Below are 26,288 nucleotides of genomic sequence, written 5' to 3' on the forward strand. Positions count from 1 at the left end.
CTGGTCCGTCATGACTGGCGAACCAGCCATTTCTTGGCGACCCGGCAGGCCATCGTATAGGCCGGGTCAAAGACGTTGCCGACGTCGTAACGCACGACCTGGCCGAGCAGATGGCTGGCCGCTGTCCGGTCCAGGCCGTAATCCGACGCCAGCCAGGTCAGCATTTCGCTCGTCGCATGCTGGAGCGCCTGGTCGAGGGGTCTCGCATTGCCGACGGTGAATATGTCTTCAGCGGTTTCTCCGCGTGGCCAGATCAGCCCGGCCTTCTTTTCCACCGTCAGCCGCACCGTGACGTCGAAAGTGGTCTCGACGCCGGTACCGACGATCTCGCCATCTCCTTGCACCGCATGGCAGTCGCCCAAAAAGAAAAGGGCGCCCGGCGCCGATACGGGCAAGCGAACGGTCGTGCCCGGACCGAACAGGCGATAATCCATGTTGCCGCCATATTCGCCGCTGGTCGCCGTCGAGATTGCCTGGCCAAGGCTGGGCGCAACCCCGAAACAGCCGATCATCGGCGCAAGAGGCAGAACGAAACTGTCGAGGCCGGAGACCGGCTCGGACAATCGGACCGTCAATGCTTCGCGGTCGATCGCCCAGATCGCCATGTCGCGCGGCGGCAGGTCGCGAACCGTTTCAGGATCGATGACATTGGCCGCGACGATGCTGCGCGTAAAACCAGTGTCCCTCGTCGGGATCATGCTGATGATCTCGACCTTCAGCGCATCTCCGGGTTCCGCGCCTTCCACGAAGATCGGGCCGTTCATCGGGTTGGGACCAGATGTCCGCCGGATGCCGTCCTTGTCATAGCCGATGGCGTCGAGTGTCTCCGTGACGACGGTGTCGCCGTCAGCGATGTGCAAGGCGGGCGGAAGAGAGCCGATGACATTGTGGAAGGTCGTCGGAATGAAGCGGTGAGTGGTCATGAGAATACGGCTCTCGCTTTTTTTCAAATACCGTCAGCCCAGGCTGCGTTGCCGGCTGAGAATCGAGACTAGATCAGAGATGATCTGGGAAGCCAATATCCCGACATCGCTCGTGTAGCCCCGCATCGATTTCGCGATCGTGACCCGACGTCTCCTGCCGCGAAACGGCCGGTTGATCTTGCCTTTCATTCTCCGAATGTTATATGTATGTAAGTGCCTACATCGGAGGTGGATTATGAGCGTGACACATCTTTCCAGCCGCGAACTAAATCACGACGTGAGCAGGGCAAAGAAGGCGGCGCAAAATGGTCCGGTCATCATCACGGATCGTGGAAAGCCATCCCACGTGTTGATGACCTATGACGAATTCGAGCGGCTAACCGGCAAGCCCCGCAGTCTCGTCGATGCTCTCTCCATGCCAGGCCTGTCGGATATCGACTTCGATCTGCCTCGAGTTGAGATCGCCCCCCGTGGAGTCGATCTATCTTGAAATATCTGCTGGACACCAATGTTGTTTCCGAGCTGCGGAAGGTCGGAGACGGCAAGGCCAATGCTAATGTGGTCGCATGGGCTGGAGCGCAAGATGCAACAGGCCTATGCATCTCCGCCATGACGATCCTGGAATTGGAACGTGGAATACTCGGCGTGCAGCGCCGCGATGCAGCGCAGGGCGCTCGTCTGCGTGCATGGCTGGAAAATCAGGTTCGGCCAGCATTCGCCGACCGTATCCTGTCGATCGACGATGCGGTCGCGACGTGCTGCGCGCATCTGCATGTTCCAGACCGGCGCAATGAAGCCGATGTCTTGATTGCCGCGACGGCCCTGGTTCACGGCCTCACCGTCGTCACCCGCAATGCCCGGGATTTCGAAGGCGCGGGCATTGTCGTGCTGGACCCGTGGCAAGATTGATTTCCCTGCCGAAACGCAGTGGTGGCGCGGCGTTTCTTTGCGCGTTGTCACGGCAGTTGATGTATGGTCACGTTCGGAACAACGTCTCGCGCGATCTCGCAGAGATGCCAATGGTGGGTAAGGTAGATAACCTGTCCGACCTTTGCCATTTCGCCGAGCAAGCGGAAGACCTCTTCGGAGCGAGGATTGTCGAAGCTCTCCATGATGTCATCGGCGACGAAGGGTACGGGCCGGCGAAACGCTGCGAATTCCTCGTAGCCCGCCAGCCGCAGCGCGAGGTAGAGTTGGAACTGGGTGCCGGTCGACATCGCGTCCGCAAGCTTCGAACCACCGTCGCGCGACACGCCGATCAATATCTCCTTGTCCCGGTCGGGCTGGGTCGTCAGGCCGGAATAATTGCCGCCGGTGATCAGGCGAAAGGCCTCCGATGCGCGGTTCATCATCGAACTACGATGTTTTTCCCGATAGATATGCAGCGCCTGTTCAGCCGCGAGCGTGCCCGCGCGCAGCGTCAGATGCCGCACGGCCAGTTCCTCGATTTCAAGGAAAATGGTTCTGCGCTTGGCCTCGATCCGGGCCACGGAGTCGTCTCCGCCGACGGCCTCGAGCTTCTGCCGCGCCAGCGACACGTCGGAATAGAGAAGTTTCGCACGCTCGGTGAGATCCTCGATCCGGGCGCCAAGCTCCATGGCGTCGCGCTCGACCGCAGCGGCGTCGACAGCGTCGAGGCGCCGTTCGGCTTCGGAAAAACTCGCAGCACGCAATGCCTCGGTGATCTGGTGGCGTAACGCGGCGGCTCGCTCCTCCAGCCGGTCCCGCTCTCGGGACTGGTTCAGGAATGCTTCGACCGAAGCAAGCGAGTCCGCAGCGAAATAGCCGGTCAATTCGTCCTTGCGGGCATTGTGAACGGCCAGTTCCTCCTCCAGCGCACGCCGTTTTTCCAATTGTCTTTCGAGATCCGCCTGCCGGTCTGCCCGAAGCTGAGCCGCATGCCGCGCCGCCTCATGACGTTCCACAAGCGCGTTTGCGGAGGCGAGCGTATCCACCGCCGACTGGCTGAGACCGCAGTCTCTGAGGAGACCGGCAATTTGCTCGCGGAATTGCTGCTGGTCGCGCTCCATCGCGGCAACACGACTTGCGAGGTCATCCCTCTCCTTCAGGATGGAGGGCAGTGTAGCGAGCGCATTCAGCATCGCGCGGACAGCGGCCATCGAACCGGCCTTATCGGCAAACCAGGTTCGCGACAGCGCCTCTGCCCATTCCCGCTCCCAAGCCGCCATGGCGGCTTCCGCCTCCTGCCGGTCGCGCTCGCGTTCCCTGAGATCGTGGCTGAGGTCACCGACCGCCTTCTCGTGCGCCTGCCGCGTCGCCCGCTCGGCTCTGCCGGCGACGATTATATTATTTGCAGCCTGCATCAGCTCGGCGACCGGTCGCTGGCCTGCGTCATCAAGACCGGCTTCTGCAAGGCTCTCCGCAAGCGTTGCGACATGCCTATCCAGTTCGAGGCGAAGTGCGTGCACCGTGTCTTCTGCGTGTTGCAGATCGTCCCAGGCGGCGAGCGCCGCGGCTCGCTTGGTGCTCCAAGTCTCGAGTGCGGCCACGCGCGCCGCGGCTTCGGCGTCATGTTCGATGCTTTCAGGCAGCAGATCACCGATGCGCTCGGCAAGCGCATCATGTTCGGCGCGCGCTTCGCCAAGCAGTTCCCTTTGCCGCTCGATCATTGCTGCCGTTGCCGCTTCCGCCTGGCGGAGTTGACGCAGCTCGGCCAGTTCCTGCGCCCGCGACAGCCGGCCGGCGGATACCACGTCGTCCTGCCGCATCCGCTCCTCGAAAATCCGAGCCGTGGCGGCATTCAGGCTGGTAAGATGCGCCTGCCAGGCGGCATCGCGTTCATCGCGCAGCCGCGCGGCCTCGGTATCGTCGATCGAACCGCCGGCGACGAAGGCCGCGATCCGGGCTTTGGTCAGCGCCTGTTCGGTGCCGAGATCGCGCAGCCTTCCCTCGTGATCGCCAATCCGCTTGTCGATAGCGGCCGCTTGGCCACGCCAGGCTTCGATCTGTCGAGGCTCTGCCACGGCCATTTGCTGCAGAGCGGCGGCGTTGCCGCTCCAGGGTGCGAGCTGTTCAAACCGGTTCTCCTGCGTTCGCTTCGCCTGGACAAGTGTCCGTTCTTCCATGGTAAGCCGCACGGGGAGATCAGATCCCGCCAGCCGGCTCAGGGCGATCTCGATGCGGCCGAAAAGCTCGGGATCCAGGACCCCAGCTCCATCTCGCGAGCCGCCTTCCCTGTCCAGCCTTTCGAGATTCTCCCGCGCTCGCAACAGTTCCCGATCAGCGGCTGCCAGTTTCGCCTCGACGCCGGAACGCCGTTCGATAAGATCGCGGATGATGCCGATCAGCGAAGCGGGCAGCAGCAGGGCCTCGGGTTTCGCATGGCCGGGTTGTTCGAGATCGGCCAGCAGTCGGACCAACTCACCCTCCTGTTCGGCCAGCGCCAGCCGGCGCTTCGGCAGATCGCTCTCAGCCGCAAGATAGCGCGCCCGACCCTGATCCAGCAGGTCCATATGCGCGGCGACTGCCAGAGCCTTGTCGTCGATCGCGATCGCCTCGATCTGGTCCGCAAGCTGGCGCAGCGTGCGGTCGGCGGTCTCGACAAGCGCCTGCAGCCGCGTCTCGTCGCGCGAAAGCTGGGGCAGGAGCGCGAACCATTCGGACGGCGGCCGCGGCAGATCGCTCATGGCGGCTGCATCTGCATCCAGCCGCCGGAGCTCTAGCGCTGCAGGCAAGGCGCCGAGAAGGCGGGTCAGCTCCTGATACCGCGACTTGGCCTCGGCCAATTCCCGTGTGGTCGTGCCATAGGCGCGCTCGGCCTGCTCATGGGTCGATTTCAGGCCCGCATAGGCCGAAGCAAGCGTGTCGATGGCATTGCGCTCGGCCTTGAGCGCTTCGAGCGAACGCTTGAGTTCCGCGAGCTTGGTGCTCGACGACCGCTTCTTGTAAATTGCGTTGGCTTCGTCGGCCGCGGTCACTAGCGAACGGCTCAGGCCTGCCAGACCCGAGCTGGCCGAGAACAGCAATTCGCCGAGTTCGCCCTTGCTTTGTATGATGGCGTTGCCGCCTTCCTTGAGCGATTGATCGTCGAGCGAGAACATGGTGCGATAGGCCTCGCGACCGACGCCTCCAAGGGCGCCGGCCAGGAGCGCCTCGTTCACAGCTTGTCCCCGATCATCGACAAGGCTGCCGGTCCGCAGCTTGAGCCGCGCGAGCTCGTATTCCGAGCCACCAAATTCCAATCGCGCACCGACCTTCATCGTATTGTAGGGATGCAGGAAATTATAGGTGCTGCGCTCACCAATGCCGTAGAGCAGATCAAGGTAGGCGGCGAAGGTGGTCGACTTGCCCGCTTCGTTCAGGCCATAAACAATGTGCAAGTCCGGCGAACCTTGACGGGCCGCGCCGAAATCGATGGAGTGATCGGTGAACTTGCCATAACGGGTGAGATCGAGGCGGCGCAGACGCATCAGCTGTCTCCCCGATCCACCGCCTTCATCCGGGCGGCGATGTCCTCGGCGCCATCGGCGAGAAGGCTGTCGATGAAGCGTTCAAAACCCGCCTCGTTATCACCGGCAAATGCCCGGCTCTCGGGCGGCAGGTCGGCGAGCAGGTCCCGGATCATCTCCCTGACATCGTCGCGAAATCCGCTACGCGCGATGACCTCGTCCCGCATCAGCGTGCCGAGTTCGATGACGGGATCGGCGGCGGACGCGTCTGCGGGCATCGAGGGCGCTTCGAAGGCGAGTTCCAGCTTCTCGATCCAGGTACGGCCGATCAGGTCGCTGCGCCGCTCGGCTTCCGCCTGCATGAGGTCAACATCGCGCCGGAGCTGCCAGGAGAGCGGCGTGCGGCCGGAAAGCCTGAGGCGTGCGACAAGATGGGGCGAAGCCGTGCGGTCGCGCTGCGCCATCAGCGCCGTCTCGACCAGCATGGCCGCCTCACGCCAATCATCGACACCAGTGAGGTCGACATTGACGCGCTCGAACTGCGCGATGCTGGTGCGCCGCTCCTCAACCGTCACGGTCCGGTCGTCCGCCACGGTCACAAGCGACACGGTCTTGACGCCCGCTTCATTGATGTCGCGGCCCTGAGGCATGCCGGGCATGACGACCGTCGCCGTGCCCGGATACTGGCTGCGCTGGTGGAGATGCCCGAGTGCCCAATAATCGAAACCCGAGGCATGCAGGTCGAGCACGTTGCAGGGCGCATAGACATCATGTCCGACCGATCCGGCCAGGCTCGTATGCATGATGCCGATATTGACGGCATCCGTTACCGGCGGCTTGAACTTCGGCAGCAGCGGGTCCGGGGCCTGCGGTTTCGCAAAGCTCAGGCCGTGGATCGCGACCGACAAGCTGCCCTTCGTGGCCTCCACAATCTCGGCATGGCCGCCGAAGATCTTCACCGTATGGGGCATCACCAGTTCCCTGGCGATCTTCGACATCGCATCATGATTGCCCCGGATCTTGAAGACTGAGATGCCCGCTCGGTGCAGCCGTTCGAGCTCTCCTGCCAGGAAGCGCGCCGTCTTCATCGACGTCTGCTCGCCGTCGTAGAGATCGCCGGCGATGACAAGCGCGTCGACCTGTTCCTCAAGGCAAAGATCGACGATCGCGACCAGCGCCTGCCGGCTGGCGTCACTCACGAGGTCGGCCAGCTCTGCGTTGCGAAGCGCGAGAGAGCGCAGGGGAGAGTCGAGATGGAGATCGGCAGTGTGGACGAAACGATAGGCCATGAATGCAAGAATGGTGTTGCGATAGAGTGATCCAGCAGGCGCCGTCTGACAAATAAACGGACGTTATCGCCCGTCAGCGAAACATGAAATATTCAGAGCATGGCGGCAGCGTCCTGGCGAGTAAAATGGGCCGGCGGAACCGGCCCATCCACAATCAATGCTGCTCGATCGGCGCCGGCACTGCAGCCGGCGCCCGCTGCTGACCAGGCCGATCGGCGACCAGCATCGACAGCATCATTTCCACAAGACCATGGTGACGCCTTTTTCGGCGCCGGCGCCGCCGACCTGGATTTGCGGCACGAGCGGCAGCCGGCCGTTTTCGATCGCTTCGGCAAAGCGCATGAGGATCTGCGAATCGAGCTGATAGTCCGGCCCGCCAAAGGCCGCCACCTTCTTCTCGGTGGCCTTGAGCCGCGCTGCACGCATGCGTGAAGCGCGCGGCAGCCATGCGTTGCTTCTGAAGACATGGATCTCCATCTGACAGTCACAGCCATCTGACGCACATCGAGAAAATCGGCGCTGTGGCCCGCCTCGGGCTCGCGCGAGGAGACAATCATGAACGGTATTTCGAAGACTCTGAACGACATGACGCTTGTTGAACGGTCGAGCCTGCTCGACACTGTCGCCGACGCCTTGGAGGCGACCGCCGAGGAGGCCGAAGAGGAGGGCGACGCCCGTTTCGTCGTCAACTCCGTCTGCATCGCCAATACGATCCGCGGACTTTCGGGGGAGCTTGCGCCACACAATCTGCGGGCGGCCGAACTGCTGCTTGAGCAGGGCATCATGCTCGTCCACCAGTTCGCCAACAGGGCGAAACCTGGAATGGTTCATTAGTATTGTCGGCAGGTTCCGGATGGGGAACCTGCCGACAATCCGGCATCACTCAGCCTTTTTGCGATACAGCAATGTCATGAGTGCGAGGACGCATCCCAGGGCACCGACCGAAGCGAAGATGTAGAAGTTCCACTGCGGAGCAAGGCCCGCACCCAGAACCGCACCGCCGATGGCCGGTCCTATCATGCCTCCGATACGGCCGATGCCGAGCGAGAAGCCAAGGCCGGTTCCGCGGATCTCGACCGGATAGAGGTTTCCAACGAGAATATTGGCGAGGATCTGCGTGCCGATCGTTCCCGTCCCGGCAAGTGCGACGAGAGCGTAAACCTGGAGTCCCTGATCCACCTGCGTCAGCAACCAGATCGAGCAGGCTCCAAGAAGAAACAGACCTGCCACGACGATTTTGACATTTCCACGGTCGGCAATCCTTGCGCCAATCAGCAGGCCGACTGCGGCTCCGAGATTGAGCGTCACGGAGAAGAGCAGGGCAGAACCGAGGTCGTAGCCCATCTTGTTCATAATGGTCGGGAGCCAGTTGACCATTCCGAATGTCAGCAGAAGCGAACAAAAGTGGATGCCCCATGCGTTCAAGGTCGGCAGCAGGCGACCTTCGGAAAACAGTGACCGGATGCCGACCTGGCGTTGTCCAACGGGCCTGGCTAGGGGATTGGGCAGTCTGTACTGGTTTGCGAAATGGTTGGCTTCGGCCTGGCGGTTTTTCGTTGCCAGCCATTCGGGGGACTCCGGGATGAGGTGGATAAAGAAAGGCAGAAGCAGGATCGGTGCGCCGCCGATGATCATCAATGGACGCCATCCGTATTTCTGTATCAGCAACATTCCGAGCATACCCGAGATGATGCCGCCGGCGAGATAACCGAGAAGAGCAATCGAATAGGCGATCGCCTTCCGTCTCGGCGCGGAAAACTCGATGATCAATGCGGTTACTGTCGGAAAAAGAGCGCCAAGGCCCAGACCGGCGAGAAAGCGGGTTGCCTCGAAAACGAGAAAGTTGGGCGCCAGACCGCTGCCGATCATCATAACGGAGAAACTCAGCAGGCTGCCGATGATGACCTTGCGACGGCCTATCCTGTCGGCGAGTGTTCCTGCAACGAGCGCGCCGAGCAGCATGCCGAACAGGGTGATGGAAGCAGCTCGTCCGACCATGCCGGGCGTCAGGCCCCAGCTTGCTTCACCGAGCAGCGCCGGCGCGACTGCCCCGTAAACGATCAGATCATAACCGTCAAACAGGATCAGCAGACCGCAAAGGGCGATGATGATATTCGGGCTGCGAACACGTTCGTTGACAATAGCGAGATCTTGTATGGCCAATTTTCCCTCCCCATACATTGAGTACAGGAAGCACGCTCCTGCCAGCGGCAGGTCCGCACCGATCCATGTACAAATCCTCCTGGATCATTGCCGGCGAGGTTCCTCCCAGCGCCAGACTCACCCGCGAGCGGGCGATGTCAAGACAATGATGACACGCTATTAAATACTTGCGAATAAAATATTTGCAACTGCAAACTTCTCAGCCGGCAACTTTTCCCTTTGCGGATATTGCCGGCAGGTTGCTGTGCATGCGGCGCAGCGCATTCTTCAGGGCTGCGACTTCCTCGGCCGACATGCCCTGAACCGCGGTGCTTTCAAGCTCCACGGCAAGCGGCATGAGCCTTTCCGTCAGCGACTCGCCCTGCGGGGTCAGCCTGACGATGACGATCCGGCCATTGTCTTCCGGACGTGTTCTCGACACCAGCTTGCGCTTGGCCAGCGTGCCGACCAGGCGCGAAAGCGTCGAAATCTCGACAGATACGACGTCGGCGAGATCCCCCAGGGTGCTTTCCCGGCGCTCCTTGAGCATCGCCAGAACCCTGTACATCGCCACGCTGAGATCATCTTCGGCAATTCTCTGCGCGAACACCTCGGCTATCCGCACGCCGGCGCGATTGAGAAGATACGGAACGGAATCGGTAAGTTTGTACATATCTCTGTCTGCTGGCGGGATTCGGGGCGCGGTTCTCTCCGACATGCACCTAAATGACCGGGATGACAACATGATTGGCTTTCAGCCGCCGACAATGGCGGGGTAGATCAAACATTTTTCCCGCCTGACTTATAGATTTGCGTTGACAACAGTTGCAAATGCAATAATTTGGCACCAAGGAAACACGGGAGGAAATCATGTCTGCCACTGCTGCTCTCGGCATAGTGCCGGCCCCTGCACCGATCAGCGATGCGTTTCGATCGACCATGCGCCGTTTCCCGGCGACGGTGACGATCATTTCCGCCTGCCGCAACGGTACGGACCATGGAATGACGGCAACTGCCGTCACATCACTTTCGATGGATCCGCCATCTCTCCTCATCTGCCTGAACAATCGCACCTACCTGCATGACATGCTGCTTGAGGTGCCGGAATTTGCAGTCAGCATTCTGACCGACAGGCAGGTCGCCCTGTCGGAAGGTTTCAGCGGCAAGATTGCGCCTGAACGTCGGTTCGAGGCTGCCGATTGGGTTCGCCATGAGCGCGGCATGATGGTGCTTGATTCCGCTCATGCCTCGGTTGTCTGCCGCCGCATGGGTGCGGTTCCCTACGGGACGCACACGATCTTCATCGGGCAGGTGGTGGATACACGCCTTTCCCAAGACACGATCCCGCTGATGTACGAAAACTCGAAATATTGCGCACCACAGCACGCGCTTCCCACATCCCAGAACTGAAGGTCGTTCCATGAACAATACAGCTGCCCTGTTTCCCGCCGCAACGCGGGTCGAGAACGCATGTCTTGCAGATCGCATCGCCTCGGTGCTGGACGAAATCCGTGCCGGCGCCCGCGACACCGAAAAATCCGGTCGCGTGCCGGCGCGCAATATCGATCTGCTGCGCTCCGCCGGCTATTTCGATATCGTCAAGCCCGCCCGTTTCGGCGGCAACGAAGGATGGTTTGCCGAGCTTGTCGATGCAAATATCGAACTGTCGGCGGCCTGTGCCTCCACCGGCTGGGTCGCCGGTCTCCTGTCCGCACATCAATGGCTCCTCGCCATGTTCGAGGAAAGGGTTCAGCAGGACGTGTGGGGCAGCAATCCGGATGCGCTGCTCTGCGGTTCCTACGCGCCGGTCCGAATGGCTGAACGCGTCGAGGGCGGTTTCCGTCTATCCGGCGATTGGGCCTTTGCGAGCGGATGCGAAAATGCCCAGTGGGCCCTCTGTGCGGCGATCATTCCAGCAAACGGCGAGGAGGAGCGTCCTATGCCGGCGTTCCTTCTGGTTCCCGCCAGCGATTATACCATTGCCGAGACCTGGGATGTGGTCGGCCTTGCGGGTACCGGCTCAAAAAGCCTGATCCTCAAGGATGTCTTCGTTCCACAATATCGCATACTGAGCTTTCCGGACGCGACCTCAGGCAGAACGCCGGGCGGGCGCTTCTATAAGGGTGTCGGCCTTTTCAACATGCCGCTCCTCATGGGAATTCCGTTCTGCCTCGGCAGCGCGGCCGTCGGTGCGGCGAAGGGCGCATTGGATAGCTATATCGACCACATCGGCACCAGGGTGACACGGGGTGCGGTTGCCGGCGGCAACAACAAGATCGCCGAATTTCCGACGATCCAGCTCCGCGTGGCGGAAGCCTCCGCGTCCGTGGATGCTGCCCGCGAAATCATTCTGCGCGATATTGCCAGGGCGCAGCAACTGGCCCAGGCCCGCGCGGATGGCACCGGCGAGATCACCGAGGAAGATCGGATTCTTGCCCGCCGCAGCCAGTCTTTTGCGGTCAGCCTGGCGCTTCGGGCCGTCGAAGCACTCAATGCATCGACCGGCGGCCTCGGCCTCCAGATGTCCAATCCCGTGCAGCGGGCATGGCGCGATGCAAATGCCGTCGGGCGCCACATTTCCATGAACTGGGATGCCGTCGGAACCATGGTCGGCCAGCAACTGCTCGGTCTTCCGCCCAAGGGACAATTCTGATCCGCCATCCTCATTATTTCGATTGAAGACAGGAAAGAGAGCATATCGTGCAAGGCAAGATCGCGCTTGAAGAACATTTCGCCATTCCCGAGACGCTGCAGGATTCGGCCGGATTCGTGCCGGGCGACTACTGGACGGAACTGTCCGCCCGTCTTCTGGATATCCAGGACAAGCGTCTGCGGCTGATGGATGCTCACGGCATCGAGAAAATGATCCTGTCGCTGAACGCACCAGCCGTGCAAGCGATCCCGGACAAGGCTAAGGCCCTGGAGATTTCCCGACGCGCCAACGACTTTCTGGCCGAGCAATGCGCTAAAAACCCGAACCGTTTCCTGGGATTTGCAGCTTTGCCGCTGCAGGATCCGGATGCCGCTGCGCAGGAATTGCAGCGCTGCGTGACGACGATGGGTTTCGTCGGCGCATTGGTCAACGGCTTCTCGCAGGAAGGCGACGGAACAACGCCGCTCTACTACGATCTGCCGCGATACCGTCCGTTCTGGGCCGAAGTCGAAAAACTCAACATTCCTTTCTATCTGCACCCGCGCAACCCGCTGCCGCAGGACAGCCGGATCTATGCCGGCCATTCCTGGCTGATGGGTCCGACATGGGCGTTCGCGCAGGAGACCGCTGTGCATGCGCTGCGCCTGATGGGATCCGGCCTGTTTGACGAGCACCCGGCTTTGCGGATCATCGTCGGTCATATGGGCGAGGGACTGCCGTACATGATGTGGCGCATCGACCACCGGAATGCGTGGGTCAAGGTGGAAAAGAACTATCCGGCCAAACGCCGGATTGCCGATTATTTCAACGAGAATTTCTACATTACGACGTCGGGGAATTTCCGCACGCAATCGCTGATCGATGCTATGCTGGAAATCGGCGCGGACAGAATTCTGTTTTCGACAGACTGGCCATTCGAAAACGTCGACCACGCTGCAAACTGGTTCGACAGCGCCACCATCTCCGAAGCCGACCGTCTGAAAATCGGTCGCACCAATGCAGTTTCACTGTTCAAGCTCGATCGATAACATGGTCGCACCTTTCAGATACACGGTCAGCGCAGCCCAGGTCATCTTCGGGAGCGGTTCGGTGAGTCGCCTCGCCGAGGCGATTACAGGGCAGGGCGGCAAGCGCGCCCTGATCCTTTCGACCCCGCACCAGAAAGCCGACGCTCAGCGCATCGCTGCTTCCCTCGGCCCGCTTGCGGCGGGACTATTCGACGGTGCTGTCATGCACACGCCGGTCGATGTGACCGAGCGCGCGATCGCGGCATACGAGAAGGCCGGTGCCGATTGCGTGGTCGCGATCGGCGGTGGATCGACGATCGGTCTCGGCAAGGCCATCGCCTATCGCAACGACGCACCACAGATCGTGGTGGCGACGACCTATGCTGGATCGGAGGTTACACCGATCCTCGGCCAGACGGAGAACGGACAGAAGACCACGGTCCGCGGCCCCGGCATCCTGCCTGAGGTGGTGATCTACGATCCTGAATGGACATTGGGATTGCCGGTCAACATCAGCGTCAGCAGCGGGCTCAATGCCATGGCGCATGCGGTCGAAGGGCTCTATGCGCAAGATCGCAATCCCATTTCGTCGATGATGGCGGTCGAGGGCTTGCGCGCGCTGAAGCAGGCTTTGCCGCAAATCGTCAATGCCCCGAGGGACATCGAACCCCGAAGCGAAGCGCTTTACGGCTCCTGGCTGTGCGGCACGGTGCTCGGAGCCGTTGGAATGGCCCTGCATCACAAGCTTTGCCATACGCTGGGCGGCAGCTTCGATCTACCGCATGCAGAAACCCATGCGGTCATTCTGCCCCATTCCGCTGCCTACAACGCCGCAGCCGCAACGGATGCGCTCAAGCCCGCTGCCGATCTTTTCGGCGGCTCGCTGGGCAGCGGTCTTTATGATTTTGCCGCTTCGATCGGTGCCCCGATGGCGCTGCGGGATCTGGGTATGAAGGAAGCCGATCTGGATCATGCGGCAGAACTTGCCGCTGGGAATCCCTACTGGAACCCGCGCCCGATCGAAGGAAAAGCGATCCGGGCTTTGCTGCAGAGCGCCTGGGAGGGCGCACGGCCGCGTTAACGCATTAGGAGGAGGCCAGGTGCCTGAATATTTCAGCGAAGAGAGATCCGCGGAAGCCGTCAATTCGCGGATGGGGCCGGACATCAATCCACGTCTGGCCGAAGTCATGGCGTCGCTTGTCAAGCATTTGCATGCCTTTGCCAAGGATATAAGCCTGACCCAGGAGGAATGGGAGCTGGCCATAGGCTTCCTGACCCGCACCGGTCATCGCTGTCATGACCAGCGACAGGAATTCATCCTGCTCAGCGATACGCTGGGTTTCTCGATGCTGGTGGATGCGATCAACAACCGGCGTCCGCCGGGCGCCACGGAAAATACCGTGTTTGGACCGTTTCACATCGAAGGGGCGCCCGTCCGCCAGATGGGCGAAAACATCTCGCTCGACGGCAAGGGTGAGACTTGCCTCTTCATCGGGCGAGTGCTGGATCTCGATGGTCATCCGATCGAGGGAGCCCGGATCGACGTATGGTCGGATAATGCCGATGGCTTCTACGACGTCCAGCAGCCGGATATCCAGCCGAAATGGAACAACCGGGGCATTTTCATCACCGGTGCAGATGGCGCCTATAGCTTCGTCGGCATCAAGCCGGTCTCCTATCCGATCCCGGATGACGGTCCGGTCGGCCAGATGCTGGCCTCGCTCGGTCGCCATCCCTACCGTCCCGCCCATACCCATTACCTGATCACGGCTCCAGGTTATCAGAAGCTCGTAACCCACACTTTTGTCGGCAACGATCCCTATCTGGAATCCGATACGGTGTTTGGTGTCAAAAACAGCCTGGTCGCGCCTTTCGAGCGTATCGATCGTCCGACGGTCTGGCGCTCCGATTTCGATTTCGTGCTGACGCCGATCTGGAATAAACAATGATCGTTGTCCGCTATGCCGTATGCGACCCCGGCAAGGCGGCCGAACGTTCCCGATTGATCGAGGAACACAAGGCCTATCTGCGCGGCGCGACGATCCGCATCATGCTTTCCGGCCCGTCTGCACCGCCGGCCGAGGGCAGGGCTTCTACCGCCGTCGTAATTGCGGAAGTCGAAACGCTGGCCGAGTTCGAGGCGTTCAGCGCGGGAGATCCCTTCGTTGGCTCCGGCGTGTACACGAGCGTCGATCTATTCGAATGGCGGCCCACTTTCGGAATTCTGCGCGAGAGTTTCCGACCGGCGTTTTAGGCAGGAAGAAAAATGGGCCGGCATGACCGGCCCATCCACAATCAATGTTATTCGGCCGGCGCTGGCACCACAGCCGGGGCACCCTGTCGTCCAAGCCGATCGGCGACCAGCATCGACAGCATCATTTCCACCAGGCCGTTGGCGCCGCCCTTGTCGCCGCCGGCACCGGCGACCTGGATCTGCGGCACGAGCGGCAGCTTGCCGTTTTCGATCGCTTCGGCAAAGCGCATCAGCACCTGCGAGTGGAGCTGATAGTCCGGACCGCCGAAGGCCGCCACCTTCTTCTCGGTCGCCTCGGCTTCCGCCAGACCGACGGCGCGTACCTTCTGGGCATCGGCAAGGCCGGTCGCCTTGATACGCTCGGCATCTGCAAGTGCGATCGCCTTGATCCGGTCGGCTTCGCCGAGGCCGGCCAGGCGCACCTTCTCGGCCTCTGCCTTGGCGGTGACCTGAATGGTTTCGGCCTGCTGGCGGGTGCGGGCGAGCTGCGCCTTGCCTTCGTTCTCGCTGATCTCGATGGTGAGCGCCGACGTCGTGATCTTGGCCTGCTGTTCGGCCAGTGCTTCTTTCTCGCGCAATGTGCGCTCCTGGATCGCCGCCGCTTCCTGCAACTTATAAGTCTCGACCTTCTCGACGGCGATCTGGCGTTCGCGCAGCTGGATGAGGATCTGCTCGATGCTGTTCTGGCCATTACTGGCGCGAGGCGTACCGATCAGCACCTCCTGCAGCCCGAGGCTATACGACGAAAACTTCTCCCGCATTTCGTCACCGGATCTGCGCTGGATTTCGCTGCGTTCCTGCAGCAGTTCGATCAAGGTCTTGGTCTGAGCGATATTCTTGAAGTAGGCCGAGACCATCGGATCGAGTGTCTGTTCGACCAGCCGTTTGATGTCCCCGAAACGCTGCACGACGAGCGGCGCCTTCATATAGTCGATATGCACGACGACCGAGAGTGGCAGCACCGGTTCGAACGCATCCCTGGTGATCAGCGACACTTCTGAAAGGTTTTCGTCCAGCCGGTGCTCGCCGAACTGTTCCTTCGTCCATTTGAGCACGAAGTTTGTGGTCGGCACGATGATGATATTGCCGGCATAGGTGTTGAACGCATATTTGCCCGGCAGAAGCGGCGTCGACCAGACACCGCGTGCGCCCGTCTCGACCAGTTCGCCGTGGCGATAAGACTGACCTGAAATATCCGCGCTTCGCCGGCCGGTATAGGAGACGACGACACCCACCGTGCCGACGTCGATGATCGTCTTTTCCACGAGTTCGACGGTCGCGAAGATGCGGTTGAGGAAATAGCTGCCGTCGGCAAGCACCTGCAATTGCCGGCCGCGATAACCGCCGGCATTGAGAAACTTCTCCGGATCCTGGAAATTATTGTGGAAGTTCGGATCCTTCGGGTTGTTGGCAACGGTCGGCGCGATGATCTCGCCATCCGGCAGCGCCGGACCGTCATGGATGGTGACGATCCCGATCAGGTCCTCGGCGTCGTGGATGAGGACGGGCTCGAAGCCATTCCGCTCAGTGATCAAAGTGGACATGTCGGAAAACAGTCTTTGTTCCGACGCGTTCAGGTTGACTGCATAAGTTGATTGCGCGGTCAACACGATGAACTGCGCGAGATTGATGGCATATGTGCCTTCGCGCAGGATCTTGCGTTGCGGCCCCTTCTGGCCGCCCTTGGTGAGAAAGCTGCGCACATCCTGAAAATCATCGGCATCGATATTCGAGGCCAGCGTCTGGGTCGGCGGCAACGGCTCGCCGTCACGGGCGAAGACATAGCCGATCTGGCCCTGCGGAATGGTCACGAGGTTGGCGCGATGCATCGAATACTGGAACGGCATGAAGAAATGCAGACCGCCGCGCACGACATCCGGCTGAAAGCCGGCCTCGCCATAGAGCGCGATGAAGCCATTGTCGACGGAGCCGCGAAAGCTCCACAGCTTTTCGAGGATGCCGAGCCTGTCGTTGGGGATATAGCGGATTACTCCGCTCCACCGGAACAGCATGGCCAGTATGATGAGGGTGACAGCGATTTCGATCGCCTTCCATCCCATCGGGCTAAGGTATTGGAGGGTTTCCATCTTTTCTCTCGCATAGGCGCACGGGTTCGTCCACCCGATGACCGCCCGGTTGGCGTTGGTTGATATGACGGGGAAATGGCGCGCCTTTTTGCTCGACGCGCTAAGAACCTGTCGAACGCTTAAGGCTGCTGATTGTCAGGGAGAATGACCGCGAGTCCCGCTGGGGGACGGCGCGTCGTGAGTGGTCTCACATCGGTGTTGCCTTGCTAGACATAACGATAGAGGAAGTAAGGACAACAGCTATCGGTGTAAATATGTTCAATGCTGAAATCGGATAAGTACTTCCAGTGATTTTGCTATTTCGAACATTCAATTCAGCTGAATAAATATTGCCGCTTGACTTACATACCGGGCCGTTGAGCCGGGGTCTGGAAAATTGCGTTGGCAGGCCCTCTGCAAGGTCAGGCACGCTCGCTATCCACGTCTTGTCTGCTGTTGGTGTGGCGCATTTCTTGTACAGTCGGGTCGATACACCGATCCCCGCTTATCTAAGCCGCAAGTTTCCGAGATCGGCTGACGGTAGTCCTTTGGCGAGAGCCGTAGCTCGCGTGAGGACGCGGAATGATGTCTGCCGCGGACTCAAAGCCGGCGGATGAGAACGCGTGAGGGTCGGCTTGACATCAGGGCCACTCCGGTCTTTGATGCCGAGCATTCACCAGGGGTGTCCCGGCAAGGGGCTGAGATTCTGCTGAACAATACGGCTTTGCCTGTTGTGGCGCAGTGACCCGTTGAACCTGATCCAGTTCATACTGGCGTAGGGACGGTGCGGACGCTGCGGCTGTCGGGCGGATTTCGCTTTGTTGCTTGAGGCGTCTTTTCATCATTCCAACTCTGGAACTGGGTCTCCAAACGTCAAACCTTGGAGCCTCACCCATGAATATTGTTGCACCCAAGCTTACTCCGGTCGTCACCACCGGCCCGCTTCCGGGCTCGACCAAGATCGCCAAGCCCGGAACGCTCTATCCGGATCTGCGCGTGCCGATGCGCGAAATCAGCCTTCACCCGACCTCGGGCGAACCGCCGGTAACGGTCTATGACTCCTCCGGCCCCTATACCGACCCGACACATACGGTCTCGATCGACGCCGGGCTCCCGCGTTTGCGCGAGAGCTGGATCAGGGCGCGGGGCGACGTCGAAGCCTATGAAGGCCGTGTGGTGAAGCCTGAAGACAATGGTTTTGCCACAGGCGAACGGCTGACGCCGGAATTCCCCCTTCGCAGCACGCCGCTGAAGGCAAAGGCCGGCCGCGCCGTCACCCAGCTCGCCTATGCGCGTGCCGGCATCGTCACGCCGGAAATGGAGTTCATCGCCATCCGCGAAAACCTTGGCCGGCAGGCCACGAAGGAGGCGCTCGCTCGCGACGGCGAGAGCTTTGGCGCTGACGTTCCCGATTTCGTGACGGCCGAATTCGTGCGGCAGGAAGTGGCAGCCGGCCGGGCGATCATTCCAGCCAACATCAACCATCCGGAGGCCGAACCGATGATCATCGGCCGGAATTTCCTGGTGAAGATCAACGCCAATATCGGCAACTCGGCCGTTACCTCGTCGATGGCGGAAGAGGTGGAGAAGATGGTCTGGGCAATCCGCTGGGGTGCCGACACGGTCATGGACCTTTCCACCGGCCGCAACATTCACAACATCCGGGAATGGATCATCCGCAATTCGCCGGTTCCGATCGGAACGGTGCCGCTCTACCAGGCGCTGGAAAAGGTGAACGGCATAGCCGAGGATCTCACGTGGGAAGTCTATCGCGATACGCTGATTGAACAGGCCGAGCAGGGGGTCGATTATTTCACCATTCATGCGGGCGTGCGGCTTGCCTATATCCCGCTCACCGTCAATCGTGTCACCGGCATCGTCTCACGCGGCGGTTCGATCATGGCCAAGTGGTGTCTGCATCACCACAAGGAGAGCTTCCTCTATGAGCATTTCGAGGAAATCTGCGACATCTGCCGCGCCTATGACGTATCCTTCTCGCTTGGAGATGGTCTTCGCCCCGGCTCGATCGCCGATGCCAACGACGCCGCGCAATTTGCCGAGCTCGAAACCCTCGGCGAACTGACCAAGATCGCCTGGGCCAGGGATTGCCAGGTGATGATCGAAGGCCCCGGCCACGTGCCGATGCACAAGATCAAGGAGAATATGGACAAGCAGCTCAAGGTCTGCGGCGAGGCTCCCTTCTATACGCTCGGACCGCTGACGACCGATATCGCCCCCGGCTACGATCACATCACCTCCGGCATCGGAGCCGCAATGATCGGCTGGTTCGGAACGGCGATGCTCTGCTACGTCACGCCGAAGGAGCATCTGGGCCTGCCCGACCGCAGCGACGTCAAGACCGGTGTCATCACCTACAAGATTGCCGCGCATGCCGCCGACCTTGCCAAGGGCCATCCGGCCGCCCGCATCCGTGACGATGCACTGTCGCGGGCGCGCTTCGAATTTCGCTGGGAAGACCAGTTCAACCTCTCGCTCGACCCGGATACGGCGCGTTCCTTCCATGACGAGACCCTGCCGAAAGAGGCGCACAAGGTAGCGCATTTCTGTTCGATGTGCGGCCCGAAATTCTGTTCCATGCGCATTTCCCACGACATTCGCGCCGAAGCTCAGAAAGAAGGACTGGAAGCGATGGCTGCCAGGTATCGTGATGGCGGCGATCTCTACATGCCGGTCGCCGAGGCCGCGAAAACGCCTGCCGGAGAATGACGATGCATATTCTCGTCAAGGGGGCCGGCGTTGCCGGCCTCACCGTTGCCTGGCAGCTCTATCGACATGGTTTCCGGGTCAGCGTCGCTGATCAAGCCGACCGGATCGGTGCAGGCGCTTCCGGCTTTGCCGGCGGCATGCTGGCCCCATGGTGCGAAAGGGAAAGCGCGGAGGAGCCGGTCCTGGCGCTCGGCCGTCTTGCCGCCGATTGGTGGGAGGCAGCACTACCCGGCCATATCAATCGTCGGGGAACGCTTGTCGTGGCGGCCGGGCGCGATGCCGGCGAACTCGACCGCTTTTGTCGCCGGACAAGCGGATGGGAATGGCTGGACGAGCCGGCGATCGCGGCTCTTGAACCGGATCTCGCCGGCCGCTTCCGCAGGGCATTGTTCTTTCCGCAGGAAGCGCATCTCGATCCACGGCAGGCACTCGCGGGGCTGGCCGCCGGACTTGAAGAAGCCCGCATGCGTCTCACATTCGGCACCACGGGCGATGCTGACCTTGCCCATTACGATCGGGTGATCGACTGCACCGGGGCTGCTCAGATCGGCCTTCTGCCCGGCTTGCGCGGCGTTCGCGGAGAGATGCTCTGCGTCGAAACGAACGAAGTGACTCTCTCTCGCCCCGTTCGCCTGCTGCATCCGCGCCATCCGATCTATATCGTGCCGCGCGAAAGAAATCGTTTCATGATCGGGGCGACGATGATCGAAAGTGACGATACCGGCCCTATCACCGCGCGTTCGCTGATGGAGTTGCTGAATGCCGCCTACACCCTCAATCCTGCCTTCGGCGAGGCACGGGTGACGGAAACCGGCGCAGGCGTGCGGCCGGCTTATCCCGACAATCTGCCGCGTGTGACGCAGGAAGGGCGCACAGTCCATGTCAATGGTCTCTACCGCCACGGTTTTCTGCTGGCGCCTGCCATGGCAGGCGAGGTGGCGCGGCTTCTTCTTGGCGAAGGCAATCAACCGGAAAGGAGGGCATCATGACCTTCATCATCAATGGTGAGGAACAGGAGGTCGCGGCCGCGACGCTCGCAGATCTTCTCCTCGCTCTCGACTACGAAGGCGAATGGCTGGCAACCGCAGTCAACGGCGAGCTGGTGCACCGCGAGGACCGCGCCGATTTCAGGCTCGGCGAACGCGACCGCATCGAAATTCTCTCACCCATGCAAGGAGGCTGAGATGCTGAAACTTTATGATGTTGAAGTCCGCTCCCGACTGCTACTCGGGACCGCCCGCTATCCGTCTCCAGCTGTCCTTGCAGAAGCGGTCAAGCGCTCGAAGACCGAGATCGTCACCGTTTCGCTTCGCCGCGAAGCCGTCGGCGGCAAAGCAGGCGGCGCCTTCTTCGATCTGATCCGCGAACTTGGCGTGCGCGTGCTGCCGAATACGGCCGGATGCCACAGCGTGCAGGAGGCCGTGCTGACGGCGAAAATGGCGCGCGACGTCTTCCGCACCGACTGGATCAAGCTCGAAGTCATCGGACATCACGATACGCTGCAGCCTGACGTCTTCGGCCTTGTCGAGGCGGCCCGCATCCTCACTGGCGAGGGCTTTCAGGTCTTCCCCTACACGACCGACGACCTTGTCGTCGCGGAAAGGCTGCTGGAAGCCGGCTGCCGCGTGCTGATGCCCTGGTGCGCGCCGATCGGGTCCGCTCAGGGGCCGCTGAACCCGATGGCGCTGCGATCGTTCCGGGCGCACTTTCCGGATGTGCCGCTGATCATCGATGCCGGCATCGGCCGCCCGTCTCATGCCGCCACCGTCATGGAATATGGTTATGATGCCGTCCTTCTCAACACCGCCGTTGCCGGCGCAGGCGATCCCGCCAGCATTGCCGAGGCCTTCGCACTTGCCATCGATGCCGGCCGCCTGGCGCATGGAGCCATACCGCTGGAGCCACGCGACGTCGCCTTCCCATCCACGCCCGTCATCGGCAAGGCCGTCTTCTCATGAAGCTCGATCCCTTCTATCTCATCGTCGACAGCGCCGAATGGGTCGAGCGTCTCGTGCCACTCGGCGTCAAACTCGTCCAGCTGCGCATCAAGGATTGCCCGGACTCCGTGCTTCGCGAGCAGATCCGGCGTTCGAAGGCTGCCTGCGCGGCCGCGGGTTGCCAGTTGGTCGTCAATGACCACTGGAAGCTGGCGATCGATGAAGGATGCGATTTCATTCATCTCGGGCAGGAAGATCTGATGGCCGCTGATAGAAATGCCATTCGTCGCGCCGGCATGAAGCTCGGCCTTTCCACCCACGACATATCGGAGCTGGAGACGGCGCTGGCGGCCGAGCCGGATTATGTTGCGCTCGGGCCGGTCTGGCCCACGATCCTCAAGGCTATGAAATGGGCGCCGCAAGGCGTCGAACGCCTTGCTGACTGGCGACAGCGCGTCGGGATGATTCCGCTTGTCGCGATTGGCGGGATCACCGCCGAACGGGCGCCGCTGGTATTGGAAAAGGGCGCCCACAGTGCCGCCGTGGTCACCGATATTACCCGCAACCCGGATCCCGAGGCCCGCACGCTGCAGTGGCTGGCCGCGACCGCGCCATGGCGGCGCGCATGAGGGATGAAGGGTTATTCCCGCCGGAACGCGGGATCCTGCCGGCGCGGGGGTGTTGTCATATAATCAACGCCGGTTCGGATCTGTTCAATTCCACTAAGGACCTTGGTTTCATTCAGCCTGACAACGGCGGCCGGGACGCGTTCGTCCATATTTCTGCCGTGGAACGCGCTGGCATGCGCGAAATCGTTCAAAGGCCAGAAGAACGGCTACGACTTGGAGCATGACGACAAGTCCGGCAAGATGTCGGTCTGGCAATCTTCAGTCTGCTTGAAGGGGTACAGACGAGTGGACGGAGGTCCGTCAAGGACCGCGCCAGGAATTTTTTCGACGACCCAGCTGACATCGTTTGCATATGCCGAGCCTGAGACCGCCCGTGGGGCTACCCTTTCAGGTAAGTGAGAGCGTACTCAATCCTCAACGTGTTGCGTTTTGCGGGACCAAGGGAAAGAAGTCACCAGTTTCTGCACAACGGGCGTATGTTCACTCGGTACTTCCTGCTCAGCTGATCCAGCATCGTGCAATGCCTCGCGAAGAGCCTGACCTTGCGGATGATCGCCGAAGTGCTCCAGAAAGCTCGAAATCGGCCATCTCGTCACAGTGCCGCCGGAGGCATCGTTGGCGCGATGGATGACAGTATGCTGGTCCGCTGTTTCGTTATGTTCGAGATACCATTTGTCTCCGTTTGGACTGGCCGCAAATTCGTTTGGTGCTTCTGGCATTCTAGCCTCCTCTGACGGTGCCCATTATTGTGCCGCTTCCCGGCGGGCTGTTGCGCATTATGGTTTCGCAAGCGCAGCAGCAAGGTCTTGAGTGAACGGCTTGGACCGCCGGCGCAATCCCGCGCCGTGTGCACTTTCGCTGCAGGTAGTTCATGGCACGGAGAGTCAACGACTTCCTGCGCCTCCGACGCTTGCGCCGGGGGCGATGAGAAGGTCGTCTAGCTGTTCGAACGGCGCCGGCATGCAACCCTCCATCGCGTTGGTAAGGCCTTCGTCGAATGAGCTTTGCGAGAAGTTACCCAACACGGTCTGTTCAGGCGCCGGTAGGCGACCTAACTTTAACGGCTGAACGGATACCCTGAATCCGCTTGCGATTGTTTTCGAACTCCGCGGATGATTTCGAGGACAGTGGTGTTTTTCCGAAGTGCCGGCTGAGTTCGATAGAGAGGGCGGCGGGCGAGGTCATTCCGTCGTGATAAAGCTTGAACAGCAGTCTGACGGCAACGTTGTAATATTTCGGGTCTGCAAGGCTACTTGTGCAATCGTATCCTGCGTCGTCAAGGACGCCCTGCAATACAGCCAGGTCAGAGGTCCGCACAGACATGTTGAGATTGGAAGACATGCTGTCCTCCTTCAATTTGGGGCGAAGGCAGAAACCGACCTCCACGCAGTAGCGCCCTGAGAAACAGCTACTGAAGACCTACCATGCGCCTAATCGATACGGCTGGCAAACTGAATATTGTGGGATGAGGAGAAAGCGGTCAGACCTGTGCGTCCCAATGTGGTGATTTTTCGCAATCATCTCTTTCCAGGTTCAATCATCAGGGCCAAAAGGACGTAAAAGGACCTACGCACATGCCGTCCGAGCTCCGAATGAAGTCGGTGAACCGGAAATCGCTTGATCACCTCTTTCCGAGCTGGAGCAATGCGACATCACGCCTGCGACGGCATGATCGCTGCAGGTCTTTGCAACATACCACTGGGCAGAATTTCAGCATCACCAAAGACTAAGAGGGGCTGGGCTTTCGACCACCGAGCCTGATCGCCAATCCGGCATTCCTTGCTCAATTGCCTCGCGGGTCATCAATTCTTCTTGTCCGCAGGCGCGTCCACAGCTCGCGTGGCGCCCCCTTCGTTTTCCCATGATGCCAACGCCTCAGGATCGGCATGCAGCTTCCGCCGTCTCGAAGAGGGGTAGGCGGGCGCGGGAATCGTCGCCGCCTTGATGCGCCTTATCACCATCACCTCTTCGTGATGGTCGCCATGTTCTGAAGCAACGAGATCTGTCGTCGCGTAGTCCGCGCGCTTGAGGATGGACCGGAGCCGCCAATTCTCGTCGCGTTTCGTCGGAATTCCGGTTGTGATGATTACTACCATAACCACCCTCTCAAAATTAAACTGATGATGACGGCGAAGCTCGCCAGGATGGAAGCCCTGAATAAGAAGTCGCCATATGCCGCGATATGGGAAGAGTGCTTGAAGGTGGAAGACATCTTGTCCTCCCTTGATTGGGGCGAAGGGAGCCACCCCTTGATCGGCAGCGCCCGTTTCATTGGCTGCCGATATGCCAACATGCGCCTCTATTGCGCCTTATCCAAGGCGAAAGCGGCTAACGCAGTGCCAGGCAACCATAAAATTCTCGTTGCGGAGCTACTAGGTCACGGGGCGAGAGGCGCGGGCTCTCCTCGGCTCGTTCAGCGATATCAACTCACCTGGCGGCCGCTATAGTACCGAGGCGGCTCCGAATTGAATCCTACTTTCATCTGCCTGTATGATATAGTCTCTCATGACCTATTCCCCGAAGGACCTGGAACTCGCGCGCCGGCAGGTGACTATCGACCGGCAGATGATCTGCGCTCAGCAGAGCCTGATCGACGGAATGCTGACGCGAGGCGAGCCCGCTGGACTGGCCAACGAAAGGCTGGTCAAATTGACAGAAGATCTACGCAAGCATTGCTTCCATCAGGATCTGATTCAGGCGTCGATCCGATTGGAACGCTGAGCCTGCGCACTCGGGGCGGTTGACGGGCTTCCCGCTTGTTCACTCCGCAGCCTTCTCGTCAGGCTCCTCGGCACGCCTCTCAGCTTCCTGGCTGGCGATCTTCCGGCTGTGATCGGTCCGCGCCTGCTCGAGTTCTCTCATTGTGGGAAGGTCCCGGACACCCAAGCTCTTGTCATCGACCACAGTGCTTTGGCGCTTTGTGAACCGATGCCGCGGCTTCTTTGCTTCACGGCGTTCGTCAACTGCGCGAGCTTCCTCGGACGGCATGGCGAGGTCGGTGCGTGCGGCGACGGCATGGGCGATCAATTCCTTGGCCGAGGGATTGCCATCCGGGCGCTTGCCGTTGGCGTCGTCGCGATCACGGGCAGCAAAGCGCTTGGCGTTGTTATGTTTCGACATTTAGATGCCCTCCGTTTTATTGTGAGGCCACGAGCCTGCCGTTCACGCAGCGACGCCCTTTTACGGCGGGCCTCCTGCGTGTCGAGCGGGCTCGCTAAGGTGGCGCATATTTTCGCAATCCGATCTTGGAATTGCAGCATCTTATATTTCAGGAAAATAACACAATAAAAAGGCAAATAGGTCTTTACTGAAGATTAGTTCAATTTAGTTCCATCAATCGATAATATTATAATTCCAGATCTTGCCAATCGAGCTTGAACAAAACCTTCAGTTTAGCATTTCATCCCAGTTGCGACGCAATTGGGGCGTAGGAATCTCTATGTCATTTGGCCCTGTGGCTCTCGCAGGTGCCAGAAACTTGCGGGCCATCATCGGCCTGAATTCCGATCGCTCTGCCAATGCCCTGTAGGAAGTAATCACGCGCTTGGCTGACCGTATTCAACTGGAGCCTGTCACCATGTCCATGGACATATCATCTACACGCACGACGAACACCATCGTGCACTTCTCCGCCCCTTTCGCGCTGCCCGATCTGGCTGGCGAGATGCATCCGGCCGGCGATTACAAGATCGCGCAGGATGAAGAGCCGATCGAAGGTCTGTCTTGGCTTGCCTACCGCCGCGTCGCAACCTACATCCATCTGCCGTCGATTGCTCAGGAGAACCGCTTGCGCAGGATCGTCCGGATCGAGCCGACGGCGCTCGCTGATCTCTTGGCAGCAACGAATGCGACTGAGGAGCTGTCCCGATGAATGCCATCGAAGACCGTGAGAAAGCCTTGGAGCAGATCTATTTCCTGAATTCGGAAATTGCCTTCAAGGTGCGATCGCGCCGCGACCGCCTGCTGGCGGTCTGGATCTGCGGCATGACGGGCACTGCCGATGCCGAAGCCTATGCCGGGGAGATCTTCGATGTCAGGATGGCAGGCGCTGACGATGAGGGCGTGATTGCCAAGATCCTGGCAGATTTACGCTCGGCCGGCAAGAATGTCGATGAGAGAGCCTTACGGGAACGCATGGAGGCTTTGAGCGTCGCCGCCATGCAGGACCTCGTCCGCCAACCGCCTCTGTGATCGGGAGATCCATCTGCGGTTAACGGAAACCCGGCAGCGTGCCGGGCTTGCTCCCAGTCAG

27 protein-coding genes, 2 pseudogenes and 1 riboswitch are annotated in these 26,288 nt (G+C 60.5%); of the genes and pseudogenes, 18 read left to right on the forward strand and 11 right to left on the reverse strand.

What is annotated here, in order from left to right; genetic code table 11:
- Positions 1-8: 8 nt before the first annotated feature.
- Positions 9-923 (reverse strand): acetamidase/formamidase family protein, encoded by a 915-nt coding sequence (locus HJC00_RS23485; RefSeq protein WP_210633560.1) that lies wholly within the window; start codon positions 921-923, stop codon positions 9-11.
- A 235-nt stretch (positions 924-1,158) separates the two neighbouring features.
- Between HJC00_RS23485 and HJC00_RS23490 the strand changes: the two genes are divergently transcribed.
- Both HJC00_RS23490 and HJC00_RS23495 read left to right on the forward strand, forming a co-directional pair.
- Complete coding sequence (locus tag HJC00_RS23490; RefSeq protein WP_184455494.1) at positions 1,159-1,413, forward strand: type II toxin-antitoxin system Phd/YefM family antitoxin; 255 nt, start codon at positions 1,159-1,161, stop codon at positions 1,411-1,413.
- The gene (locus tag HJC00_RS23495) at positions 1,410-1,832 is read left to right on the forward strand and encodes a type II toxin-antitoxin system VapC family toxin (protein ID WP_221155995.1); all 423 of its coding nucleotides are present in this window, start codon (positions 1,410-1,412) and stop codon (positions 1,830-1,832) included. Before HJC00_RS23490 ends, HJC00_RS23495 begins: the two co-directional genes overlap by 4 nt.
- A 47-nt stretch (positions 1,833-1,879) precedes the next feature.
- Here the strand turns inward: HJC00_RS23495 and HJC00_RS23500 are convergent, their stop codons facing one another.
- The 3 genes and pseudogenes from HJC00_RS23500 to HJC00_RS23510 form a co-directional block, all read right to left on the reverse strand.
- Positions 1,880-5,353, reverse strand: a complete 3,474-nt coding sequence (locus HJC00_RS23500; protein ID WP_221155994.1) for an AAA family ATPase — start codon at positions 5,351-5,353, stop codon at positions 1,880-1,882.
- On the reverse strand, positions 5,353-6,621 hold the full coding sequence (locus HJC00_RS23505; protein WP_221164677.1) for a DNA repair exonuclease: 1,269 nt from the start codon (positions 6,619-6,621) through the stop codon (positions 5,353-5,355). The genes HJC00_RS23500 and HJC00_RS23505 overlap by 1 nt, the downstream gene beginning before the upstream one ends.
- A gap of 154 nt (positions 6,622-6,775) precedes the next feature.
- Positions 6,776-7,032, reverse strand: a pseudogene (locus HJC00_RS23510) (flotillin family protein); the annotation flags it as partial.
- A 144-nt stretch (positions 7,033-7,176) separates the two neighbouring features.
- On the opposite strand from HJC00_RS23510, the gene HJC00_RS23515 reads away from it, so the two are divergent.
- Positions 7,177-7,455: a hypothetical protein gene (locus HJC00_RS23515; RefSeq protein ID WP_210633556.1), complete on the forward strand. Its 279-nt coding sequence runs from the start codon at positions 7,177-7,179 to the stop codon at positions 7,453-7,455.
- Positions 7,456-7,500: 45 nt separating this feature from the next.
- Here HJC00_RS23515 and HJC00_RS23520 read toward each other — a convergent pair whose 3' ends face one another.
- Both HJC00_RS23520 and HJC00_RS23525 read right to left on the reverse strand, forming a co-directional pair.
- Complete coding sequence (locus HJC00_RS23520; protein WP_221164678.1) at positions 7,501-8,802, reverse strand: aromatic acid/H+ symport family MFS transporter; 1,302 nt, start codon at positions 8,800-8,802, stop codon at positions 7,501-7,503.
- 181 nt (positions 8,803-8,983) lie between these two features.
- Positions 8,984-9,436 (reverse strand): MarR family winged helix-turn-helix transcriptional regulator, encoded by a 453-nt coding sequence (locus tag HJC00_RS23525; RefSeq protein WP_221164679.1) that lies wholly within the window; start codon positions 9,434-9,436, stop codon positions 8,984-8,986.
- A gap of 197 nt (positions 9,437-9,633) precedes the next feature.
- Between HJC00_RS23525 and HJC00_RS23530 the strand changes: the two genes are divergently transcribed.
- Genes HJC00_RS23530 through HJC00_RS23555 form a run of 6 tightly spaced genes read left to right on the forward strand, consistent with a single transcriptional unit; the run spans position 9,634 to position 14,677 of the window.
- Positions 9,634-10,173: a flavin reductase family protein gene (locus tag HJC00_RS23530; protein WP_221147499.1), complete on the forward strand. Its 540-nt coding sequence runs from the start codon at positions 9,634-9,636 to the stop codon at positions 10,171-10,173.
- A gap of 10 nt (positions 10,174-10,183) precedes the next feature.
- Positions 10,184-11,416, forward strand: coding sequence for a flavin-dependent monooxygenase (locus tag HJC00_RS23535; RefSeq protein WP_221164680.1), 1,233 nt, complete (start codon positions 10,184-10,186; stop codon positions 11,414-11,416).
- A 47-nt stretch (positions 11,417-11,463) separates the two neighbouring features.
- The gene (gene tsdA / locus HJC00_RS23540; protein WP_221164681.1) at positions 11,464-12,444 is read left to right on the forward strand and encodes a gamma-resorcylate decarboxylase; all 981 of its coding nucleotides are present in this window, start codon (positions 11,464-11,466) and stop codon (positions 12,442-12,444) included.
- 1 nt (position 12,445) lies between these two features.
- The gene (locus HJC00_RS23545; protein ID WP_221164682.1) at positions 12,446-13,504 is read left to right on the forward strand and encodes a maleylacetate reductase; all 1,059 of its coding nucleotides are present in this window, start codon (positions 12,446-12,448) and stop codon (positions 13,502-13,504) included.
- 19 nt (positions 13,505-13,523) lie between these two features.
- Positions 13,524-14,372, forward strand: a complete 849-nt coding sequence (locus tag HJC00_RS23550) for a dioxygenase (protein WP_210633795.1) — start codon at positions 13,524-13,526, stop codon at positions 14,370-14,372.
- Positions 14,369-14,677 (forward strand): YciI family protein, encoded by a 309-nt coding sequence (locus tag HJC00_RS23555; RefSeq protein WP_210633794.1) that lies wholly within the window; start codon positions 14,369-14,371, stop codon positions 14,675-14,677. Before HJC00_RS23550 ends, HJC00_RS23555 begins: the two co-directional genes overlap by 4 nt.
- Positions 14,678-14,724: 47 nt before the next feature.
- Here the strand turns inward: HJC00_RS23555 and HJC00_RS23560 are convergent, their stop codons facing one another.
- Positions 14,725-16,764 carry an SPFH domain-containing protein gene (locus HJC00_RS23560; RefSeq protein ID WP_221164683.1) on the reverse strand — a complete coding sequence of 680 codons (2,040 nt, stop codon included), beginning with the start codon at positions 16,762-16,764 and terminating at the stop codon, positions 14,725-14,727.
- Between the two features lie 647 nt (positions 16,765-17,411).
- A riboswitch (TPP riboswitch) is annotated at positions 17,412-17,543 on the forward strand.
- 94 nt (positions 17,544-17,637) lie between these two features.
- Between HJC00_RS23560 and thiC the strand changes: the two genes are divergently transcribed.
- From thiC to HJC00_RS32735, 6 genes and pseudogenes are all read left to right on the forward strand, one after another.
- Positions 17,638-19,470: a phosphomethylpyrimidine synthase ThiC gene (gene thiC, locus HJC00_RS23565; RefSeq protein ID WP_210633792.1), complete on the forward strand. Its 1,833-nt coding sequence runs from the start codon at positions 17,638-17,640 to the stop codon at positions 19,468-19,470.
- Positions 19,471-19,472: 2 nt separating this feature from the next.
- Entirely contained in the window at positions 19,473-20,459 is a 987-nt protein-coding gene (gene thiO, locus HJC00_RS23570; RefSeq protein ID WP_221164684.1) for a glycine oxidase ThiO, read from the forward strand.
- A complete protein-coding gene (thiS, locus tag HJC00_RS23575; RefSeq protein WP_210633790.1) occupies positions 20,456-20,653 on the forward strand; it encodes a sulfur carrier protein ThiS in 198 nt (65 codons plus the stop codon). Before thiO ends, thiS begins: the two co-directional genes overlap by 4 nt.
- Position 20,654: 1 nt before the next feature.
- Entirely contained in the window at positions 20,655-21,428 is a 774-nt protein-coding gene (locus tag HJC00_RS23580; RefSeq protein ID WP_210633789.1) for a thiazole synthase, read from the forward strand.
- Entirely contained in the window at positions 21,425-22,036 is a 612-nt protein-coding gene (locus tag HJC00_RS23585; protein ID WP_210633788.1) for a thiamine phosphate synthase, read from the forward strand. Before HJC00_RS23580 ends, HJC00_RS23585 begins: the two co-directional genes overlap by 4 nt.
- Before the next feature lie 59 nt (positions 22,037-22,095).
- A pseudogene (locus HJC00_RS32735) lies at positions 22,096-22,282 on the forward strand (cold-shock protein); the annotation flags it as partial.
- A gap of 161 nt (positions 22,283-22,443) precedes the next feature.
- Here the strand turns inward: HJC00_RS32735 and HJC00_RS23595 are convergent.
- The 3 genes from HJC00_RS23595 to HJC00_RS23605 form a co-directional block, all read right to left on the reverse strand.
- The gene (locus tag HJC00_RS23595) at positions 22,444-22,755 is read right to left on the reverse strand and encodes a hypothetical protein (protein WP_183698236.1); all 312 of its coding nucleotides are present in this window, start codon (positions 22,753-22,755) and stop codon (positions 22,444-22,446) included.
- A 313-nt stretch (positions 22,756-23,068) separates the two neighbouring features.
- Positions 23,069-23,377 (reverse strand): hypothetical protein, encoded by a 309-nt coding sequence (locus HJC00_RS23600; protein ID WP_221138208.1) that lies wholly within the window; start codon positions 23,375-23,377, stop codon positions 23,069-23,071.
- Positions 23,378-23,838: 461 nt separating this feature from the next.
- Complete coding sequence (locus tag HJC00_RS23605) at positions 23,839-24,282, reverse strand: hypothetical protein (RefSeq protein ID WP_259672303.1); 444 nt, start codon at positions 24,280-24,282, stop codon at positions 23,839-23,841.
- Positions 24,283-24,541: 259 nt separating this feature from the next.
- Here HJC00_RS23605 and HJC00_RS23610 point away from each other — a divergent pair, with 259 nt between their 5' ends.
- Positions 24,542-24,757, forward strand: a complete 216-nt coding sequence (locus tag HJC00_RS23610; protein WP_097599683.1) for a hypothetical protein — start codon at positions 24,542-24,544, stop codon at positions 24,755-24,757.
- A gap of 39 nt (positions 24,758-24,796) precedes the next feature.
- Here the strand turns inward: HJC00_RS23610 and HJC00_RS23615 are convergent, their stop codons facing one another.
- Complete coding sequence (locus tag HJC00_RS23615; protein ID WP_183698233.1) at positions 24,797-25,156, reverse strand: hypothetical protein; 360 nt, start codon at positions 25,154-25,156, stop codon at positions 24,797-24,799.
- Positions 25,157-25,580: 424 nt separating this feature from the next.
- Here HJC00_RS23615 and HJC00_RS23620 point away from each other — a divergent pair, with 424 nt between their 5' ends.
- Both HJC00_RS23620 and HJC00_RS23625 read left to right on the forward strand, forming a co-directional pair.
- Positions 25,581-25,907: a hypothetical protein gene (locus HJC00_RS23620; RefSeq protein WP_405047721.1), complete on the forward strand. Its 327-nt coding sequence runs from the start codon at positions 25,581-25,583 to the stop codon at positions 25,905-25,907.
- Positions 25,904-26,227: an ATPase inhibitor subunit zeta gene (locus HJC00_RS23625; RefSeq protein WP_221127880.1), complete on the forward strand. Its 324-nt coding sequence runs from the start codon at positions 25,904-25,906 to the stop codon at positions 26,225-26,227. The genes HJC00_RS23620 and HJC00_RS23625 overlap by 4 nt, the downstream gene beginning before the upstream one ends.
- Positions 26,228-26,288: the final 61 nt, after the last annotated feature.

Origin of the sequence: Rhizobium sp. NLR22b, from assembly GCF_019685295.1 — a bacterium.
In the GTDB taxonomy this organism is placed as follows: Bacteria; Pseudomonadota; Alphaproteobacteria; order Rhizobiales; family Rhizobiaceae; genus Rhizobium.

Bases quoted from the DNA above. Each gene is read 5' to 3' on its own strand.
- HJC00_RS23535 (WP_221164680.1), top strand. From the start codon at position 10,184: ATGAACAATACAGCTGCCCTGTTTCCCGCCGCAACGCGGGTCGAGAAC.
- HJC00_RS23615 (WP_183698233.1), bottom strand. From the start codon at position 25,156: ATGTCGAAACATAACAACGCCAAGCGCTTTGCTGCCCGTGATCGCGAC.
- thiS (WP_210633790.1), top strand. From the start codon at position 20,456: ATGACCTTCATCATCAATGGTGAGGAACAGGAGGTCGCGGCCGCGACG.
- HJC00_RS23490 (WP_184455494.1), top strand. From the start codon at position 1,159: ATGAGCGTGACACATCTTTCCAGCCGCGAACTAAATCACGACGTGAGC.
- HJC00_RS23505 (WP_221164677.1), bottom strand. From the start codon at position 6,621: ATGGCCTATCGTTTCGTCCACACTGCCGATCTCCATCTCGACTCTCCC.
- thiC (WP_210633792.1), top strand. From the start codon at position 17,638: ATGAATATTGTTGCACCCAAGCTTACTCCGGTCGTCACCACCGGCCCG.
- thiO (WP_221164684.1), top strand. From the start codon at position 19,473: ATGCATATTCTCGTCAAGGGGGCCGGCGTTGCCGGCCTCACCGTTGCC.
- HJC00_RS23560 (WP_221164683.1), bottom strand. From the start codon at position 16,764: ATGGAAACCCTCCAATACCTTAGCCCGATGGGATGGAAGGCGATCGAA.
- HJC00_RS23595 (WP_183698236.1), bottom strand. From the start codon at position 22,755: ATGCCAGAAGCACCAAACGAATTTGCGGCCAGTCCAAACGGAGACAAA.
- HJC00_RS23545 (WP_221164682.1), top strand. From the start codon at position 12,446: ATGGTCGCACCTTTCAGATACACGGTCAGCGCAGCCCAGGTCATCTTC.
- HJC00_RS23525 (WP_221164679.1), bottom strand. From the start codon at position 9,436: ATGTACAAACTTACCGATTCCGTTCCGTATCTTCTCAATCGCGCCGGC.
- HJC00_RS23625 (WP_221127880.1), top strand. From the start codon at position 25,904: ATGAATGCCATCGAAGACCGTGAGAAAGCCTTGGAGCAGATCTATTTC.
- HJC00_RS23585 (WP_210633788.1), top strand. From the start codon at position 21,425: ATGAAGCTCGATCCCTTCTATCTCATCGTCGACAGCGCCGAATGGGTC.
- HJC00_RS23500 (WP_221155994.1), bottom strand. From the start codon at position 5,353: ATGCGTCTGCGCCGCCTCGATCTCACCCGTTATGGCAAGTTCACCGAT.
- HJC00_RS23520 (WP_221164678.1), bottom strand. From the start codon at position 8,802: ATGTATGGGGAGGGAAAATTGGCCATACAAGATCTCGCTATTGTCAAC.
- HJC00_RS23600 (WP_221138208.1), bottom strand. From the start codon at position 23,377: ATGTCTTCCAATCTCAACATGTCTGTGCGGACCTCTGACCTGGCTGTA.
- HJC00_RS23555 (WP_210633794.1), top strand. From the start codon at position 14,369: ATGATCGTTGTCCGCTATGCCGTATGCGACCCCGGCAAGGCGGCCGAA.
- HJC00_RS23530 (WP_221147499.1), top strand. From the start codon at position 9,634: ATGTCTGCCACTGCTGCTCTCGGCATAGTGCCGGCCCCTGCACCGATC.
- HJC00_RS23610 (WP_097599683.1), top strand. From the start codon at position 24,542: ATGACCTATTCCCCGAAGGACCTGGAACTCGCGCGCCGGCAGGTGACT.
- HJC00_RS23580 (WP_210633789.1), top strand. From the start codon at position 20,655: ATGCTGAAACTTTATGATGTTGAAGTCCGCTCCCGACTGCTACTCGGG.
- HJC00_RS23485 (WP_210633560.1), bottom strand. From the start codon at position 923: ATGACCACTCACCGCTTCATTCCGACGACCTTCCACAATGTCATCGGC.
- HJC00_RS23515 (WP_210633556.1), top strand. From the start codon at position 7,177: ATGAACGGTATTTCGAAGACTCTGAACGACATGACGCTTGTTGAACGG.